Origin of the sequence: Rhodovastum atsumiense (genome assembly GCF_937425535.1) — a bacterium.
GTDB lineage: Bacteria > Pseudomonadota > Alphaproteobacteria > Acetobacterales > Acetobacteraceae > Rhodovastum > Rhodovastum atsumiense.
Window position 1 is genome coordinate 2,386,597 of the sequence record NZ_OW485601.1, and the last position, 15,795, is coordinate 2,402,391.

Sequence of the window (15,795 nt, forward strand, 5' to 3'; positions counted from 1 at the left end):
GGAGAAGGGGGCTAGATCCAGTGTCCCGGCACCCAGACCCATGCACCGCCCCGCCAGGCCCAGTGGGCAGGTTCCCATCGGCTTCCAACCACACGCGCGACATACCGGCCCGGAATCCATTCGTAGGCCGCACCGTTCCAATGCCAATGGCCGGGCTGCCAAACAGCCTGCTCCCGCACTGGCGGCGGAGACGGAACGACCTCGACCCGGGGTGGCGGCGGGGCTGGGTAGGGGTTGGGAGGCGGCGCTACGACGCAACCGGCGAGGGCGATGCAGGCGCCGAACGGAACAAGAAGCAGGCTCCGCCGAGTGATCGCGTCAGGCGCATTTGGCATCCGCTGTTCCATTGCTGCGGCCTCGTTCGCGCCAGACACCCCGATGCCCGCTCTGGCGCTAGCTATGTGCTAGCTTGTGCCTTTGGCGGTTCCGGCGAAATTTATCTAACTCACTGAGAAAATTGGCGGACCCGACACGATTCGAACGTGCGACCTTCGCCTTCGGAGGGCGACGCTCTATCCAGCTGAGCTACGGGTCCTGACCAAGCTTTCCATAGCGCAGAATATCCGGGAGCGCCAGCACCCCTTGCACCGTTGTGCGTCGGGGCGGGGTCGCACGGGTCAGAAGGAGCCGATCCGCCGGTAGCCGCCCGCCTCGTAGCTCTGCGCGCAGATCTCGACCGCCTTCTTCGGGTCCCAGCTCAGGGAGGAATCGGCCTGGCACTCGGCCACGTTGCCGGTGGCCGGATTCCTTAGCACCACACGGGGCGCGCTGCAGCCGGCCAGGACCACCAGGACGAGCAAGGCGATGCGCATGGGATCTCCTTTCGAGCGGCAGGGGCTGCCGCCCGGATCAGGGCGATCGCCGCCGCGGAGAAGCATGCAAGTCCAGGCGAAGGACGCGAGTATTTTGCGTGTGCCGGAGCGAACGGAAAACGCCCGCGCCGGCTGCCTGCCTCAGCTTTGGGCCTCGAGCCATTGCGCGGCCGCATGCTCGGCCCCCGAGGGCAGGGGGGCGGCGGGATCGCGAATCCAGGCGATGGCGTCGCCGATCGGCACCACCCGGCCAAGGTCGCGCAGCAGCAGGTGGTAGCCGTTGGGGTAGTAGGCGAGCCGCGGCCCGTCGGCGCTGCCACGCGGCAGGGCCTGCCAGGTGAAGGCAGTGGCCGCCTTGGGCACCAGTTCGTCCTTGCCGCCGTACTGGAACAGGCTGGGCGCGCGGAAGCGGGGCGCCGCCGCCAGCGCCGCATCCATCAGGTCGACCAGGCCGCCGAGCGCGTCCATGCGGGTCCGCTTGATGGTCAGCGGGTCGCGGGTCAGCCGGACCAGGGCCTCGTGGTTGTCGCTGGCCATGATCTGCACCGGACCACGGCTCATCGCCAGGCCCGGCATCAGGCTGACCACCAGCCACAGGCCGCTGCGCAGGAACAGGTTCATGCGCGCCCGGCCCCAGACCGCCGGCGCGATCAGCAGGTAGCGGGCATCGGCGGGCGCCAGCGGGCCGGTGGCCAGCACCATCAGCACCGCGGCCCCCATGCTCTCGCCCATCAGCACCAGCGGCACGCCGGGATGCATCGCCCGTACCTGCCGCGCCATCTCGGCGGCATCCGCCACCAGCCTGTCGGTGCCCGGCCACAGGCCGCGATCCGGGGCCTGGCCGAAGCCGCGCTGGTCGGGCGAATAGAGCGCGATCCCGGACGCGGCGAAATACGGCGCCGGCATCTCCCAGGCGTCGCGGCTGTCGTTGAAGCCGTGCAGGGCCAGCACCACCGCCTGTGGCCGGTCCTCGGGCAACCAGGCACGATAGGGCAGCCGCGCCCCATCCGGCATGGTGAACGCGTTCTGCTCCATTCTCGCCGCCTCCAGACCCGGTCCGGGCGGCGTTCCCATGCTCATGCACCCGCTCGCCGCCAGCGCTCCCGCCAGCGTGAGCAGGCGGCGACGTCCCATACCAGATCGTTCCCGATCGGGGGAGGCGGTCACGGCAGGCGGGGTGGGCGACAAGGTTGAAAGCACGGTCCTCATAGGTATCATACCGCCCGCCCGACCGGGCACTCCCGATCATCAAAGGATCCCCCATGCCGGACGGCGACTCCGTGACCGCGCCCGCGGCCATCACCCCGACCGAGACCATCACCGTGCAGGACCGCACGGTCGCCTGCGACGGCGGGGGCGGCGCGCTCGGCCATCCCCGGGTCTTCCTGCGCATCGCCGGCACCGAGGTGATGTGCCCGTACTGCTCGCGGTTGTATGTGCTCGCGCCGGGCGCGGGCGGCGGCGACCACCACTGACGTGTCCCCCTCCGCCGAGGCCGTCGCCACGCCGCCCCATCTCGTCCTGATCGACGGCTCGGGCTTCATCTTCCGCGCCTTCCACGCCCTGCCGCCGATGACCCGGCCGGACGGGACGCCGGTGAACGCCGTGTTCGGCTTCACCAACATGCTGGCGAAGCTGGTGAAGGAGCATGTCGGTACCCATCTCGCCGTCATTTTCGATGCCGGCCGGATCACCTTCCGCAACGAGCTGTACGATCTTTACAAGGCGCAGCGTCCGGAACCGCCCGAGGAACTGCGGCCGCAGTTCGCGCTGGTGCGCGATGCCACCGCCGCCTTCGGCGTGCCCGCGATCGAACTGGCCGGATGGGAAGCGGACGACCTGATCGCTTCCTACGCGCGGTGCGTCCGCGAGGCGGGCGGGCGCGCCACCATCGTGTCCTCGGACAAGGACCTGATGCAGTTGATCCGGCCCGGCGTCGACATGCTGGACCCGATCAAGCAGAAGCCGATCGGCCCCGCCGAGGTGATGGAAAAATGGGGGGTGGCGCCGGAGAAGCTGGTCGAGGTGCAGGCGCTGATGGGCGACGCGGTGGACAACGTTCCCGGCGTGCCTGGCATCGGCCCCAAGACCGCTGCCCAGTTGGTGACGGAATACGGCGACCTGGAAGCGGTGCTGGCCGCGGCGCCGGGGATGAAGGCGTCGAAGAAGCGGGACTCGCTGATCGCCCATGCCGAGGCGGCGCGGCTGTCGCGCCGGCTGGTGGAACTGCGCGCGGATGCGCCGCTGCCAACGCCACTGGAGGCGCTGGTGGTGCGGCAACCGGACCGCGACAGGTTGGCCACCTGGCTGCGCGAGCAGGGATTCCGCAGCACGGTGGTGCGGCTGGGGCTCGAGGATCAGGCTCCCGCCGCCATGGCGCCGCCGCCCACGGCTGCGCCTCGGACCGCCGGGCAGGGCATGCTTGCCTTCGCCGAGACGCCGGCCTCGCCGGTGCCGGTGCCCGCCGGCGGGCCCGGCGCGGCCTATGGGCCGTACGAGACCGTCACCACGCTGGCGGCGCTGCAGTCCTGGATCGCCGAGGCGACGGCCGCCGGCGTGGTCGCGCTCGACACCGAGACCGACGGGCTCGATGCGATGCGGGCGGCGCTGGTGGGGTTCTCGCTGGCCACCGCGCCCGGCCGCGCCTGCTATGTGCCGTTACGGCATGAAGGCGTCGCCGAGCAGGTGCCGGTCGCCGAGGCGATCGCGGCGCTGGCGCCGCTGCTGGTGGATGCCGGCGTGCTGAAGGTGTTCCAGAACGCCAAGTTCGACATGATGATCCTGGCGCGGGCCGGCGCTCCGCTGGCCGCGCCGCTGGATGATTCCATGCTGATCTCCTACGCGCAGGAGGCCGGCCGGCACGGCCACGGCATGGACGAGCTGGCGTTGCTGCACCTGCAGCACAGCTGCATCAGCTACGACTCGGTCACCGGCACCGGCCGCGCGCGGGTGCCCTTCACCCAGGTGCCGCTCGAACGGGCCACGCCCTATGCCGCCGAGGATGCCGACGTCACGCTGCGGCTGTGGCGGACGCTGCGGCCGGAGCTGCGGGTCACGAAATCGCTGGCGCTCTACGAACAGGTGGAACGCCGCCTGATCCCGGTGCTGCTGGAGATGGAGCGCGCCGGCGTGAAGGTGGACGCCGACGATCTGCGGGCGATGTCGAAGGATTTCGAGGCACGCATGGCGACGATGGAAGCGGAGATCCATCGCCTCGCCGGCAGTGCCTTCAATGTCGGCAGCCCCAAGCAGCTTGGCGAGGTGCTATTCGACCACATGCAGCTTCCCGGCGGCAAGCGGATGAAGACCGGTGCCTGGGGGACTGATTCCTCGGTCCTGCAGGGGCTGGCCGAGAAGGGGCATGAGCTGCCTGCCCGCGTGCTGGAATGGCGGCAGTTGCAGAAGCTGAAATCCACCTACGCCGATGCGCTGGTCGGCCAGATCAATCCCGAGACGGGGCGGGTGCATACCAGCTTCGCCATGGCGATCACCAGCACCGGCCGCCTGTCCTCGACCGATCCCAACCTGCAGAACATCCCGATCCGCACCGAGGAGGGCAGCCGCATCCGGCGCGCCTTCGTGGCAGAAACCGGAAATGTGCTGATCTCGGCGGACTACTCGCAGATCGAGCTGCGCCTGCTGGCGCACGTCGCCGACATCCCTGCGCTGAAAGAGAGTTTCGCGGCCGGCGAAGATATCCACGCGCGTACGGCGAGCGAGGTGTTCGGCATCCCGATGGCGGGGATGGATCCGATGACGCGGCGACGGGCCAAGGCGATCAATTTCGGCATCATCTACGGGATTTCGGCGTTCGGCCTGGGGCGTCAGCTCGGCATCGAGCCGGGCGAGGCGCGTGCCTATATCGACGCCTATTTCGCGCGCTATCCCGGCATCCGCGCCTACATGGAAAAGACCAAGGAAGAAGCGCGCATCGCCGGCTACGTCACCACGCCGTTCGGGCGTCGCTGCTGGATCCCCGGCATCGACGAGAAGAACGGGATGCGACGGGCCTATGCCGAGCGGCAGGCGATCAACGCGCCGTTGCAGGGCGGTGCCGCCGACATCATCAAGCGTGCCATGGTTCGCTTGCCCGCCGCCTTGCGCGAGGCCGGCCTTTGCGCCCGGCTGCTGCTGCAGGTGCATGACGAATTGCTGTTCGAGGCACCGCAGGCTGAAGCGGAAGCCACCGCCCGGCTGGCTCGCGAGGTGATGGAAGCGGCGGCGACATTGTCGGTGCCGCTGGTGGTGGAGACCGGCATCGGGCGGAGCTGGGCGGAAGCGCACTGATCCCGGAGGCCCTGGTAAGCTGTCGTTCATCCAGGGGGGCGAGCATGGGCGCATGTGGTGGCTTCTGCTCGTCCTGTTCTCCGGTCCGGCGCTGGCCCAACCCGCGGATTGTGCCGCCATTCCGGTCGGTCCGCCGGTGTCCTTCGACGTCTATGTCGAGGCGCCACGGCGGCCGGGACCGTACCCATCCCTGCCACGGACCGGTGTCGCTGTCGGGGTGACGGATGTGCCGGCTTTCGGAACGCGCTGTGTCGCACCGCCTGTCCCGCCGGGTGACGTGCTGCGGGGGCCCCCCGCTCGGGGGGACCTGCTGCGTGGTGGCGGGCCTCGAGATCTGCTGCAAGGCCCGGTGCGGCCGGATTTGCGCTGACTGTTTTAGGCGGGTTGTTCCAGGGCCGACCGCACGGCGGGGCTGAGCAGGGCGGCCAGTTCGGCCTCGTGTTCGTAGTCCGGCATCAGGGCATCGATGACCGGATCGCGGCGGGCGGCGGGATGGAAGTAGATCTCGCTGCGGCCTTGCGGCAGGTGGGGGATCAGCCGCAGCAGGCGGGCCTCGGTCATGTGGCCGGTCCAGGCAAGCCCGAACACGGCGTCGGGCACGGTCATGCCGGCGCGCCTTGCCTGCCGGCGCAGCACCTGCGACCAGGCGTGCAGGGCGCGTGCCCCGAGGGTCGGGGCCACGCCGCAGGCGGCCATCACCTCGGGTGGTTCGGCGGGCACGCGCACTTGCCGCAGGCCGAAGCGGCGGCCGATGCGCAGCATCAGGGCGCCGACCGTTGGATGCAGGTGCATGTGCTTGTGCGCGTCGGCGTGGGCGAGGTCCAGGCCGGTGGCGGCGAAAGCCGTGAACTGTGCCTCGATCTCGGCGGCCAGTTGCCGGCGCACGCGCGGGCGGAAGAAATAGTCCACGCCCAGCCGCACCTGATCCGACGGAAATTGCCCCGAGGCATTGACCAGATCGGGGATGTCCGAAGGCGGCAGCACGGCCGGTCCTTCAACGAGTACCAGGTGCAGTCCGACCTTGAGTCCCGGATTGCGCCGTGCGCGTTCGACGGCGTCCTCGACCGCGGCGCCGCCGACCATCAGGCTGGTAGCGTTGAGGATGCCGTCGCGAAAGGCGCGTTCAATGCCTTCGTTGACGGCTTCGGACAAACCAAAGTCGTCAGCGGTGGCGATGATTTCGCGGGCTGGTTCCGCAATTTGAAAACGAATGGGATCCAAGGGCCTTGTGGCCGTCGCGCGACCGCGCGCTGCGCACGACGGCAGGTCCAGGGCGGAGCCCTGGCCTTTCTTCATGCCGCGGTGTGGTGGCGTTCGCGCAGGAACTGGAAGAATTCCACGCCCTCGCGCAGGCGCCGTTGCATCATTTGTGGGCTGCGCACCATTTCGCCGACGATCGAGGCGATCTTCGGTGCCCGGAAATAGAACCGCTTATAGAACGTTTCCACCGACTCGAAGATTTCGGTGTGCGAGAGGTGCGGGTAGTGCAGGGGCGCGATCTGGATGCCGTGTTCGTCGACCAGTTCGGCGTGCTCGGCGTCGAACCAGCCGTTCTGCACGGCCTGCCGGTGCAGGAAGGTGCCGGGGTAGGGGGCGGCGAGCGAAACCTGCAGCGTGTGCGGATTAATTTCGATCGCGTATTTGATGGTTTCCTCGATGGTCTCGCGGGTTTCGCCCGGCAGGCCGAGGATGAAGGTGCCGTGGATCTTGATGCCGAGTTCGTGGCAGTCCTTGGTGAACTGCTTGGCGACCTCGATCCGCATGCCTTTCTTGATGTTGTGCAGGATCTGCTGGTTGCCGCTTTCGTAGCCGACCAGCAGCAGCCGCAGTCCGTTGTCGCGCAGCACCTTCAGGGTCTCGCGCGGCACATTGGCCTTGGCGTTGCAGGACCAGGTCACGCCGAGCTTGCCGAGTTCGCGGGCGATGGCCTCGGCGCGCGGCAGGTTGTCGGTGAAGGTGTCGTCGTCGAAGAAGATCTCGCGCACCTGCGGGAAGTACGACTTCAGCAGCCGGATTTCCTCGGCCACATGGCCCGGGCTGCGCACGCGGTAGCTGTGCCCGCCGACGGTCTGCGGCCACAGGCAGAAGGTGCAGCGGCTCTTGCAGCCCCGTCCCGTGTAGAGCGAGACGTAGGGATGCATGAGGTAGCCGATGAAGTAATCCTCGATGCGCAGGTCGCGCTTGTAGACCTCGGTGACGAAGGGCAGCTGGTCCATGTCCTCGATGAGGACGCGGTCGGCGTTGTGCACGATGGCGCCGTCGCGGTTGCGATAGCTGATGCCGTCGATGCTGCCGAGGTCGCGGCCTTCGGCCACGTCACGGATGGTGAAGTCGAATTCGTTGCGGGCGACGAAGTCGATCGGGGCGCCGCGCTTGAGGCTTTCCTCGGGCTGCACGGCGACCTTGGCGCCGACGAAGCCGATCTTCAGCGACGGGTTGGCGTCCTTCAGGGCCTGCGCCACCTTCACGTCCGCCGCGAAGGACGGGGTGGAGGTATGCATCACGCACAGTTCGTAGTCGCGGATCTGTGCCAGAATCGTATTGAGCTTGGTGCGTGCCGGCGGCGCGTCGATCAGCTTGCTGCCGGGGACCAGGGCCGCGGGCTGGGCGAGCCAGGTGGGAAACCAGAAGCTCTTGATCTCGCGCTTGGCCTGGTAGCGCGAGCCGGCGCCGCCGTCGAAGCCGTCGAAGCTCGGCGGCTGCAGGAACAGCGTCTTCATCATGTCGAGAGCATCCCCAAAGGTCTTCGCCTCATGCCGTTTCCGGCCGATCGCCGGTGGTGACAACCGAAACGGTCTTGCCATCCAGCCTGTCGAGCGCGGTATGCAGCACTTCTCCGCGCCATTCTACCCGGTCGCTGGCGGTGCTTGCGAGCATGACCGCCACGGAAAGCATGTCGCGCAGCGGCAGAAGCCAGATCGGTGCGGACGTGGCAAGCCCGGATTCGGCAAGCCCGAGACGCATGTCGAGGATGCGGGCCGCGCCGGCGCGTCCGGCCCAGGCGAGCGCGACGCCGAGCAATGACCACCAGGCCGCGCCCGAGAGCGGCACCGCCAGCGCGGCCCAGAACACCGGGTACTGGATGGCCGAGGCGGCGAAGCCGGCGGGCACCAATGCGAGAATGGTGCGGGCCCAGCGCAGCTCGTGGCGGAACAATGCCGGCAACGTCGCTTCCGGCACCGTGGTGGCGCAGATCGTGGGGGCCAGCCGGACGGCGAGGCCCTGGTCGCGCACCAGCCGTCCCAGGATGTTGTCGTCGGCGAGGTGGTGCACCAGCGCCTGCAGTCCGCCGATTGCGGCAAGGGTCTCGCGGCGCAGGGCCATGACGGCGCCGAAGCAGTCCTGCCGTCCGAGTGTCCGGGACAGCAGGGCGCCGGGCAGGAAGGAATGGGTGATGGCGGTGGCACCGAGTCGGGCCGCGAGGCTGCGGTTCGCCGGCAGGCCGGCATAGAGCATGGTGACCAGCCCGGTGCCGGGCTGGTCGATCGCCTCGGCGATGGCGGCGAGTGCATCCGGGGCGGCGTGCACGTCGCTGTCGGAGATCACCAGCACGTCGTGTCGGGCCTGCGGCAACATATTGATGAGGTTGCCGATCTTCCGGTTTTCGCCGTGCAGGGTGGGATCGACCACCAGAGTGATGTCGCAATCGGGGAAGCGGGTGCGCAGGCGCTCGACCACGGCGATTGCCGGGTCGTTCGCCCGCTGCACGCCGCAGACCAGTTGGAAGCAGGGATAATCCTGCGCGCAGAAGCTGGCGAGCGCGTCCTCGAGCAGCGGTTCGTCGCCGTAGAGCGGCTTGAGCACGGTGATGGGGGGGCAATGTCCGGACGGCGATGGCGCCCGGGCGAAGCGATGCGCGGCAAAGGCGCCCATCGCGGCCTGGCAGACACCGGCGGCGGCAAGCGCCGCCGGCAACAGGGCGAACCAGTGAAACACGACGGACCGGGCGTTCGTGTTACTCGGTTTCGCCCGCGGCCAGTCGGGCAACCTTCTGACGCAGCGAGGCGATCAGGGGGGCCGCGTCGCCGTTGCCGAGCAGCGAGCGGAAATCCGATCGCTGCACCGCGACCCGGCTGATCGAGCCGTTGAGCAGCACGTCAACGATCTTCCACGCCTCGCCGGCCGGGCGGACGACATAGTCCAGCCGGATCGGGTCACCGCTGGGTTGCACCAGCCGCGTCTGCACCACTTCGTCGGCGCCGACACGACGGGTTTCCGGCAGGATCTCGAAGCGCTCGCCGTTGAAGTCGTCGAAATTGGCGACGTAGCTGGCAACCGTGAAGCGCGTGAACACGGTCAGCAACTCGGCCTGGACCTCGGGCGGGAACGAGGTCCAGCGCGGGCCGACGGCGGTGCGCAGGATCAGCGGCAGATCGAAGGATTGCTGCACCACCGGCGTGAAGGCCTGCAGGCGCTGCTCGAAGCTGGTGCTGCGGGCGGAGCGCATGAGTTGCACGATGGCCTGGTTGAGCGCCTGGACCGGCGCCACCGGCGCGGCCTGCGCCCGGGCGGCGATAGGGGTCAGCAGCAAGGCAAGCAGAAGGCGGCGTGGCAGGATGCTCATGGTGGTCCTTATCCTGCCACAGCCGTCAGGGCGGCGTCCTGTCCAAGTGTCTGCAGCACGGTGGTAACGATGTCCTTTGCGGTCAGCCCGGCGGTGGCGAGCTGGCGGGGCTGGGTGTCCTGGTCGATGAAGCGGTCGGGCAGCACCATGGGGCGAATGCGCAGGCCGCGGTCGAGCAATCCCTTCCAGGCCAGATGCTGCATCACCGCCGCCGCGAACCCACCGACGCTGCCTTCCTCGATGGTGATCAGAACCTCGTGGTGGCGCGCCAGTTGCTCGATCAGCGCCGTATCGAGCGGCTTGGCGAAGCGGGCATCCGCCACCGTCGCCGGCAGGCCGCGCGTGGCCAGCTCCTCCGCCGCCGCCAGCGCATCCGCCAGCCGCGTGCCCAGCGACAGGATCGCCACCCGGCCGCCCTCGCGCAGCACCCGCCCGCGCCCGATCGGCAGCACCTCGCCATGCTGCGGGATGGTCAGCCCCACCCCGTCGCCACGCGGGTAGCGCAGCGCGCTCGGCTGGTCGTCGATCGCCGCCGCGGTCGCCACCGCGTGCGTCAGCTCCACCTCGTCCGCCGGCGCCATCAGCACGATCCCCGGCAGGCACCCCAGATAGGCCAGGTCGAAGCTGCCGGCGTGCGTCGAGCCATCCGCCCCCACCAGACCCGCCCGGTCCAGCGCGAAGCGCACCGGCAGGTGCTGCAGCACCACGTCGTGCATCACCTGGTCATAGGCGCGTTGCAGGAAGGTCGAGTAGATCGCGCAGAACGGCTTGATCCCCTCCGCCGCCAGCCCGGCGGCGAAAGTCACCGCATGCTGCTCGGCAATGCCCACGTCGAAGCAGCGGTCGGGGAAGCGCTTGCCGAACAGGTCGAGCCCGGTTCCCGTCGGCATCGCCGCCGTCACCGCCACGATCGCCGGGTCGCGCTCCGCCTCGTCGATCAGCGCATTGGCGAACACCTTGGTGTAGCTCGGCGGACCCGGCGGCGGCTTCACCTGCTCGCCGGTGATCACGTTGAACCGGCTGACCGCGTGCAGCTTGTCGGCGCTGCGCTCCGCCGGCGCGTAGCCCTTGCCCTTCTTGGTGATCGCGTGCACCAGGATCGGACCCAGATCATCCGCCTCGCGCACGTTGCGCAGCACCGGCAGCAGGTGATCCAGGTTGTGCCCGTCGATCGGGCCCACATAGTAAAAGCCCAGCTCCTCGAACAGCGTGCCACCCGTCAGGATGCCACGGGCAAATTCCTCCGCCCGCCGCGCCGTCCGCTCCAGCCCGCGCGGGAAGCGCCGCGCCATCTTCGCCGCCACGTCGCGCAGGTTGAGGAAGCTCTGCGACGACAACAGCCGCGACAGATAGGCGCTCATCGCCCCCACCGGGGGCGCGATCGACATGTCGTTGTCGTTGAGGATCACCACCAGCTTGCTGCGCAGCGCCCCGGCGTTGTTCATCGCCTCATACGCCATGCCGGCGCTCATCGAGCCGTCGCCGATCACCGCGATCACCTGGCGGTCGTCGGCGATGCCGCGCGCGCGCTTCAGATCGCGCGCCACCGCCATGCCTAAGCCCGCCGAGATCGAGGTCGAGCTGTGCCCCGCCCCGAACGGGTCGTATTCGCTCTCCGCCCGCTTGGTGAAGCCCGACAGCCCCCCGCCCTGGCGCAGCGTGCGGATGCGCTCGCGCCGCCCGGTCAGGATCTTGTGCGGGTAGCACTGGTGCCCGACATCCCAGATCAGCCGGTCGCGCGGCGTGTCGAACACCGCGTGGATCGCCAGCGTCAGCTCGATCACCCCGAGCGAGGCACCGAGGTGCCCGCCCGTCACCGACACCGCCGACACCGTCTCCGCCCGCAGCTCCGTCGCCAGTTGCCGCAACTGCTCGACCGAGAAATTGCGCAGGTCCGCCGGCACCCGCACCCGGTCAAGCAACGGCGTCTTCGGGCGCGGACTCGTGGCCGGCCCGTCTCCTGTCGGTGCGTTCATCGTCCGATCCTTCGCCGCCTCAGTTGCGCCGGGTGACCACATACGCCGCCAGCTCGCGCAGCAGCCCCGCCTTCGCGCCGAAACTCTCCAGGTGCCGCGCCGCCTGCGCCGCCAGCATCTCCGCCTGCGCCCGCGCCCGCGCCACCCCCAGCACCGACACCATCGTCGCCTTGCCCGCCGCCAGGTCCTTGCCCGCCGTCTTGCCCAGCTCCGCCGCCGTCCCCTCCTGGTCCAGCACGTCGTCGGCAATCTGGAACGCCGCCCCCAGGTCGCGCCCATACGCCGCCAGCGCATGACGCTGCGCCGGCCCCGCACGTCCCAGGATCGCCCCCGCCTCCGCACCGAACTGGATCAGCCGACCGGTCTTCAGCGCCTGCAGCCGCGTGATCTCCTCGGCCGTGAGCACCTGCCCCTCCGCCACCATGTCGATCATCTGGCCGCCCACCATTCCGCGCGCCCCCGCCGCCAGCGCCAGCGCCGCTACCAGCTCGCACCGCGCCTCCGGGTTGGAATGCGTGTCCGCCTCCGCCAGCACCTCGAAGGCCCGCGTCTGCAGCGCGTCCCCCGCCAGGATCGCCGTCGCCTCGTCAAACGCCTTGTGGCAGGACGGCTTGCCCCGCCGCAGGTCGTCGTCGTCCATCGCCGGCAGGTCGTCATGCACCAGCGAATAGGCGTGCACCATCTCCAGCGCCGCACCCACCCGCGCCGCACACCGACGGTCCACGTTGAACAGCCGCGCCCCTTCCATCACCAGGAAGGCCCGCATCCGCTTGCCACCCCCCAGGCAGCCATACCGCATCGCCTCGATCACGCGACGCTCGGCCCCTTCCGTCAGCGGCAGCAGGTCTTCCAGCGCCGCTTCAACCTCCGCCGCAACCCGGCTCAGCGCGGCGGGCAGATCCTGGACAGCGTTGTCATTCATACCCGATGTCATGCGGGCACCGGTTTCCTGTCAGAAACAAAATTGGATGTGGCGGAATTGCCACGATCGCGACAAAAATGCCCTATTCCCCGAAGGTCGGACCCGACGCCGCCCCGGGGGCAGGGGGCAACGAATATCGGTGCCGATAGGCGGAACCCGGCCTGAAACCAAGCATTTCGCCGAATCTCGGTACACCCTACTCCGCTCCCGCAATTCATGCCATACGGCCTGCACGCGGCACAGGGACCGCCAGCGCCTCTGGCTTGAGGCGTTGCACGCGCGACGCAACCTGTAATATCCGACTTGTGGGATTAGGTATACGGGCTCATCCGTTTTCGGGAGCGGATGGATTGGGACAGCGACGTCTCGTATCTGGAGTGAGTGATGTTACGGGTTGTGCTTGCCCAGCCCCGCGGCTTCTGCGCCGGTGTCGAACGCGCAATCGACATCGTCGAACGAGCGCTGCGCAGGTATGGCCCACCGATCTACGTACGACATGAAATCGTCCATAACCGCCACGTGGTGGAAGACCTGCGCAAGCGCGGCGCCGTGTTCGTGGACGAACTCGACGAGGTCCCACCCGGCGGCATCACCGTCTTCAGCGCCCACGGCGTCCCCCGCAGCGTGGAGCAGGACGCCCATATCCGCGCCCTGCCGGTGATCGACGCCACCTGCCCGCTGGTGTCCAAGGTCCATAACGAGGGGCGCCGCTACGCCACGCAAGGCCGCGAGATCGTGCTGATCGGGCATGCCGGCCATGCCGAGGTAGAGGGCACGATCGGCCAGATCCCCGGTCGCGTGCATCTGGTGCAGACCGTCGGGGACGTGGCGGCGCTGCAGCCCGCCGACCCGGACAACCTGGCCTATGTGACCCAGACCACCCTCTCGGTGGACGATACGCGCCAGATCATCGCCGCCCTGCAGGCACGCTTTCCCACCATCGTCGGACCCGACGTGCGCAACATCTGCTACGCGACCCAGAATCGCCAGCAGGCCGTGCGCGACCTCGCTGGCCGCGTCGATGTGATCCTGGTGGTCGGCTCGCGCAACAGTTCCAATTCCAACCGGCTGCGCGAGATCGGCGCCGAGACCGGCCGGCCCAGCTACCTGATCGATGACGCCCGCGACCTGCAGCCCGACTGGTTCGCGGGGGTGCAAACGATCGGGCTCACCGCCGGGGCATCCGCCCCTGAGGTCCTGGTGCAGGAGGTGATCGACCGCCTGCGCCGCCTTGACGTGGTCGAGGTCACGACCCTCGCCGGTGACGTCGAGGACCTGCGTTTCCGCCTCCCACCCGTTCTGGCCGACGCGTGAGCCGGCAGCCGAGGAGAAGACGATGCCCGTTCCGCTGAATCAGTTGGTCCGCGTCGGCGCCTATGTGGTCAAGCAGCACCTGCTCGGCCGCCGGCGCTATCCGCTGGTGCTGATGCTGGAGCCGCTGTTCCGCTGCAACCTCGCCTGCGCGGGCTGCGGCAAGATCGACTATCCGGCCGAGATCCTGAACCAGCGCCTGTCGGTGCAGGAATGCCTGGACGCGGTGGACGAATGCGGCGCGCCGGTGGTGGCGATCGCCGGCGGCGAGCCGCTGCTGCACCGGGAAATGCCGGAAATCGTCGAGAAGATCCTCGCCCGCGGCAAGTTCGTCTATCTCTGCACCAACGGCCTGCTGCTCGAGAAGAAGATCGACGCCTTCCGGCCGCATCGCAACTTCGCCTGGGATGTCCATCTCGACGGTGACCGCGAGACGCACGACCACGCCGTCAGCCAGGCCGGCGTCTACGACCGCGCGGTCGCGGCGATCAAGACAGCGAAGTCACGCGGCTTCCGCGTCTGCATCAACACCACGCTGTTCGATAATGCGCAGGCCGATCGCGTCGCCGCCTTCCTCGACGAGGTCACCGCGATCGGCATCGACGGGGTGATGATCTCGCCGGGCTATGCCTACGAGCGCGCACCCGACCGCGAGCATTTCCTCAATCGCCAGAAATCCAAGCAGCTCTTCCGTGACATCTTCCGCCTCGGCCGAGGCAAGGGCTGGCAGTTCAACCAGTCCTCGCTGTTCCTGGATTTCCTGGCCGGCAACCAGCGCTATCGCTGCACGCCCTGGGGCAAGCCGACCCGCAACGTGTTCGGCTGGCAGCGCCCCTGCTACCTGCTCGGCGAAGGCTACGCGAAGACTTATGCCGAGCTGATGGCGACCACCGATTGGGATCGCTACGGCACGGGCAATTACGAGAAATGCGCCGACTGCATGGTGCACAGCGGGTATGAGGCGACCGCCGTGGTCGATGCCGTCACCCGTCCCTGGAAGCCGCTGACCGTGGCGCTGCGCGGCCCGCGCACCGAAGGGCCGATGGCGCCGGAGATCCCGCTCGAGCACCAGCGTCCCGCCGAATACGTGTTCAGCCGCCACGTCCAGGAGAAGGTGGAGGAACTGCGCCACGCGACTCCGCCGTCGCGCACGGTCGTCGACGCGGCGGAGTGATCGCGGCCACCAGCCTGGCCGGGGATTTCCATCCCCGGTCACGCCGGCGGTTCAGCTAACCAGCGGCCTGCGCCACACGGCGCAGCAGCGCCCGCCGCGCCGCGGCGGCATCGCGGCCCAGCGCCAGCAACGTCGGGATCTGCGACGGTTGGCGCGCGACCGAGGCCAGCACCCGCACCATCCCGATGCGACCGGAGGCGGTCAACGCGACCAGGGCCGCCGGGGGCAAGGTACGGCCGGCCGGGTCGCAGATCGCCCGCAAGACCGCGAAAGCCAGCCCATGCCGGGCGGCGACCCGGGCAACCGCGCCGCTTTCAAGATCGACGCTGCCTGCCCCCGTGCGGGCAAACAAGGCCACCTTGGCCGCGGCCTCGACCACCACACTGGCTTCCGCGAGCAATGTTCCGCCGACATCGCCGAACCGCGCTGCCAGGGCAGGATCGCAGCGATGGCGACAGTCGCCGTCGAGCACATCCGCCGGCACCACGATGTCGCCTGGACGCAACGCCGGATCAAGGCCCCCGGCGAGGCCGAAACTGACCAGGGCCTTCACGCCTTGAGCTACCAATCGTTCGGCGGCTGTGGCAGCGCCGATGGGGGTGCCGCCGCCGGCGGCGACCAGGCCAAGCGGCGTCGCGATGCGGGCTTCGGCGGTCAGGCCAGTAACGACGCCGATCCGGGGCGCTGCCCCGGCCCCGCCAGGAGGCTTTGCCTCCTGGACCTCCACCAAGGGCGAAGCCCTTGGATCC

Annotated in this window: 15 protein-coding genes and 1 tRNA gene; 5 read left to right on the forward strand and 11 right to left on the reverse strand. The window is 69.0% G+C overall.

Annotation, left to right across the window (positions count from 1 at the left end; all coding sequences use genetic code 11):
• Positions 1 to 11: 11 nt before the first annotated feature.
• The 4 genes from NBY65_RS10940 to NBY65_RS10955 all read right to left on the reverse strand — a co-directional run bounded on the left by NBY65_RS10940 (position 12) and on the right by NBY65_RS10955 (position 1,946).
• Positions 12 to 347, reverse strand: a complete 336-nt coding sequence (locus NBY65_RS10940) for a YXWGXW repeat-containing protein (protein WP_203330591.1) — start codon at positions 345 to 347, stop codon at positions 12 to 14.
• A 111-nt stretch (positions 348 to 458) separates the two neighbouring features.
• Positions 459 to 535, reverse strand: a tRNA-Arg gene (locus NBY65_RS10945).
• An 82-nt stretch (positions 536 to 617) separates the two neighbouring features.
• Positions 618 to 812, reverse strand: coding sequence for a hypothetical protein (locus NBY65_RS10950; RefSeq protein WP_150042571.1), 195 nt, complete (start codon positions 810 to 812; stop codon positions 618 to 620).
• A gap of 141 nt (positions 813 to 953) precedes the next feature.
• The gene (locus NBY65_RS10955) at positions 954 to 1,946 is read right to left on the reverse strand and encodes an alpha/beta fold hydrolase (protein ID WP_162530688.1); all 993 of its coding nucleotides are present in this window, start codon (positions 1,944 to 1,946) and stop codon (positions 954 to 956) included.
• 128 nt (positions 1,947 to 2,074) lie between these two features.
• Between NBY65_RS10955 and NBY65_RS10960 the strand changes: the two genes are divergently transcribed.
• The 3 genes from NBY65_RS10960 to NBY65_RS10970 are packed head-to-tail and all read left to right on the forward strand — an operon-like array spanning position 2,075 to position 5,469.
• Positions 2,075 to 2,287 carry a zinc-finger domain-containing protein gene (locus NBY65_RS10960; protein WP_150042569.1) on the forward strand — a complete coding sequence of 71 codons (213 nt, stop codon included), beginning with the start codon at positions 2,075 to 2,077 and terminating at the stop codon, positions 2,285 to 2,287.
• Positions 2,247 to 5,099, forward strand: coding sequence for a DNA polymerase I (polA, locus tag NBY65_RS10965; RefSeq protein ID WP_150042568.1), 2,853 nt, complete (start codon positions 2,247 to 2,249; stop codon positions 5,097 to 5,099). The genes NBY65_RS10960 and polA overlap by 41 nt, the downstream gene beginning before the upstream one ends.
• A gap of 52 nt (positions 5,100 to 5,151) precedes the next feature.
• On the forward strand, positions 5,152 to 5,469 hold the full coding sequence (locus NBY65_RS10970) for a hypothetical protein (RefSeq protein ID WP_150042567.1): 318 nt from the start codon (positions 5,152 to 5,154) through the stop codon (positions 5,467 to 5,469).
• 5 nt (positions 5,470 to 5,474) lie between these two features.
• Here NBY65_RS10970 and hpnK read toward each other — a convergent pair whose 3' ends face one another.
• From hpnK to NBY65_RS11000, 6 genes are all read right to left on the reverse strand, one after another.
• On the reverse strand, positions 5,475 to 6,251 hold the full coding sequence (gene hpnK, locus NBY65_RS10975; protein ID WP_408895389.1) for a hopanoid biosynthesis-associated protein HpnK: 777 nt from the start codon (positions 6,249 to 6,251) through the stop codon (positions 5,475 to 5,477).
• A gap of 140 nt (positions 6,252 to 6,391) precedes the next feature.
• Entirely contained in the window at positions 6,392 to 7,822 is a 1,431-nt protein-coding gene (hpnJ, locus tag NBY65_RS10980) for a hopanoid biosynthesis associated radical SAM protein HpnJ (RefSeq protein ID WP_150042565.1), read from the reverse strand.
• Between the two features lie 28 nt (positions 7,823 to 7,850).
• Positions 7,851 to 9,035 carry a bacteriohopanetetrol glucosamine biosynthesis glycosyltransferase HpnI gene (gene hpnI, locus NBY65_RS10985; protein ID WP_150042564.1) on the reverse strand — a complete coding sequence of 395 codons (1,185 nt, stop codon included), beginning with the start codon at positions 9,033 to 9,035 and terminating at the stop codon, positions 7,851 to 7,853.
• Positions 9,036 to 9,054: 19 nt separating this feature from the next.
• Entirely contained in the window at positions 9,055 to 9,663 is a 609-nt protein-coding gene (locus tag NBY65_RS10990) for an ABC transporter substrate-binding protein (RefSeq protein WP_150042563.1), read from the reverse strand.
• An 8-nt stretch (positions 9,664 to 9,671) separates the two neighbouring features.
• On the reverse strand, positions 9,672 to 11,639 hold the full coding sequence (gene dxs / locus NBY65_RS10995; protein WP_250265659.1) for a 1-deoxy-D-xylulose-5-phosphate synthase: 1,968 nt from the start codon (positions 11,637 to 11,639) through the stop codon (positions 9,672 to 9,674).
• A gap of 19 nt (positions 11,640 to 11,658) precedes the next feature.
• Complete coding sequence (locus NBY65_RS11000) at positions 11,659 to 12,561, reverse strand: polyprenyl synthetase family protein (RefSeq protein ID WP_250265660.1); 903 nt, start codon at positions 12,559 to 12,561, stop codon at positions 11,659 to 11,661.
• Between the two features lie 384 nt (positions 12,562 to 12,945).
• Here NBY65_RS11000 and ispH point away from each other — a divergent pair, with 384 nt between their 5' ends.
• Positions 12,946 to 13,875, forward strand: a complete 930-nt coding sequence (gene ispH / locus NBY65_RS11005; protein WP_150045611.1) for a 4-hydroxy-3-methylbut-2-enyl diphosphate reductase — start codon at positions 12,946 to 12,948, stop codon at positions 13,873 to 13,875.
• A 22-nt stretch (positions 13,876 to 13,897) separates the two neighbouring features.
• A complete protein-coding gene (gene hpnH, locus NBY65_RS11010; RefSeq protein WP_150045612.1) occupies positions 13,898 to 15,046 on the forward strand; it encodes an adenosyl-hopene transferase HpnH in 1,149 nt (382 codons plus the stop codon).
• Positions 15,047 to 15,101: 55 nt separating this feature from the next.
• Here the strand turns inward: hpnH and NBY65_RS11015 are convergent, their stop codons facing one another.
• Positions 15,102 to 15,773, reverse strand: coding sequence for a phosphorylase family protein (locus NBY65_RS11015; protein WP_239003261.1), 672 nt, complete (start codon positions 15,771 to 15,773; stop codon positions 15,102 to 15,104).
• Positions 15,774 to 15,795: the final 22 nt, after the last annotated feature.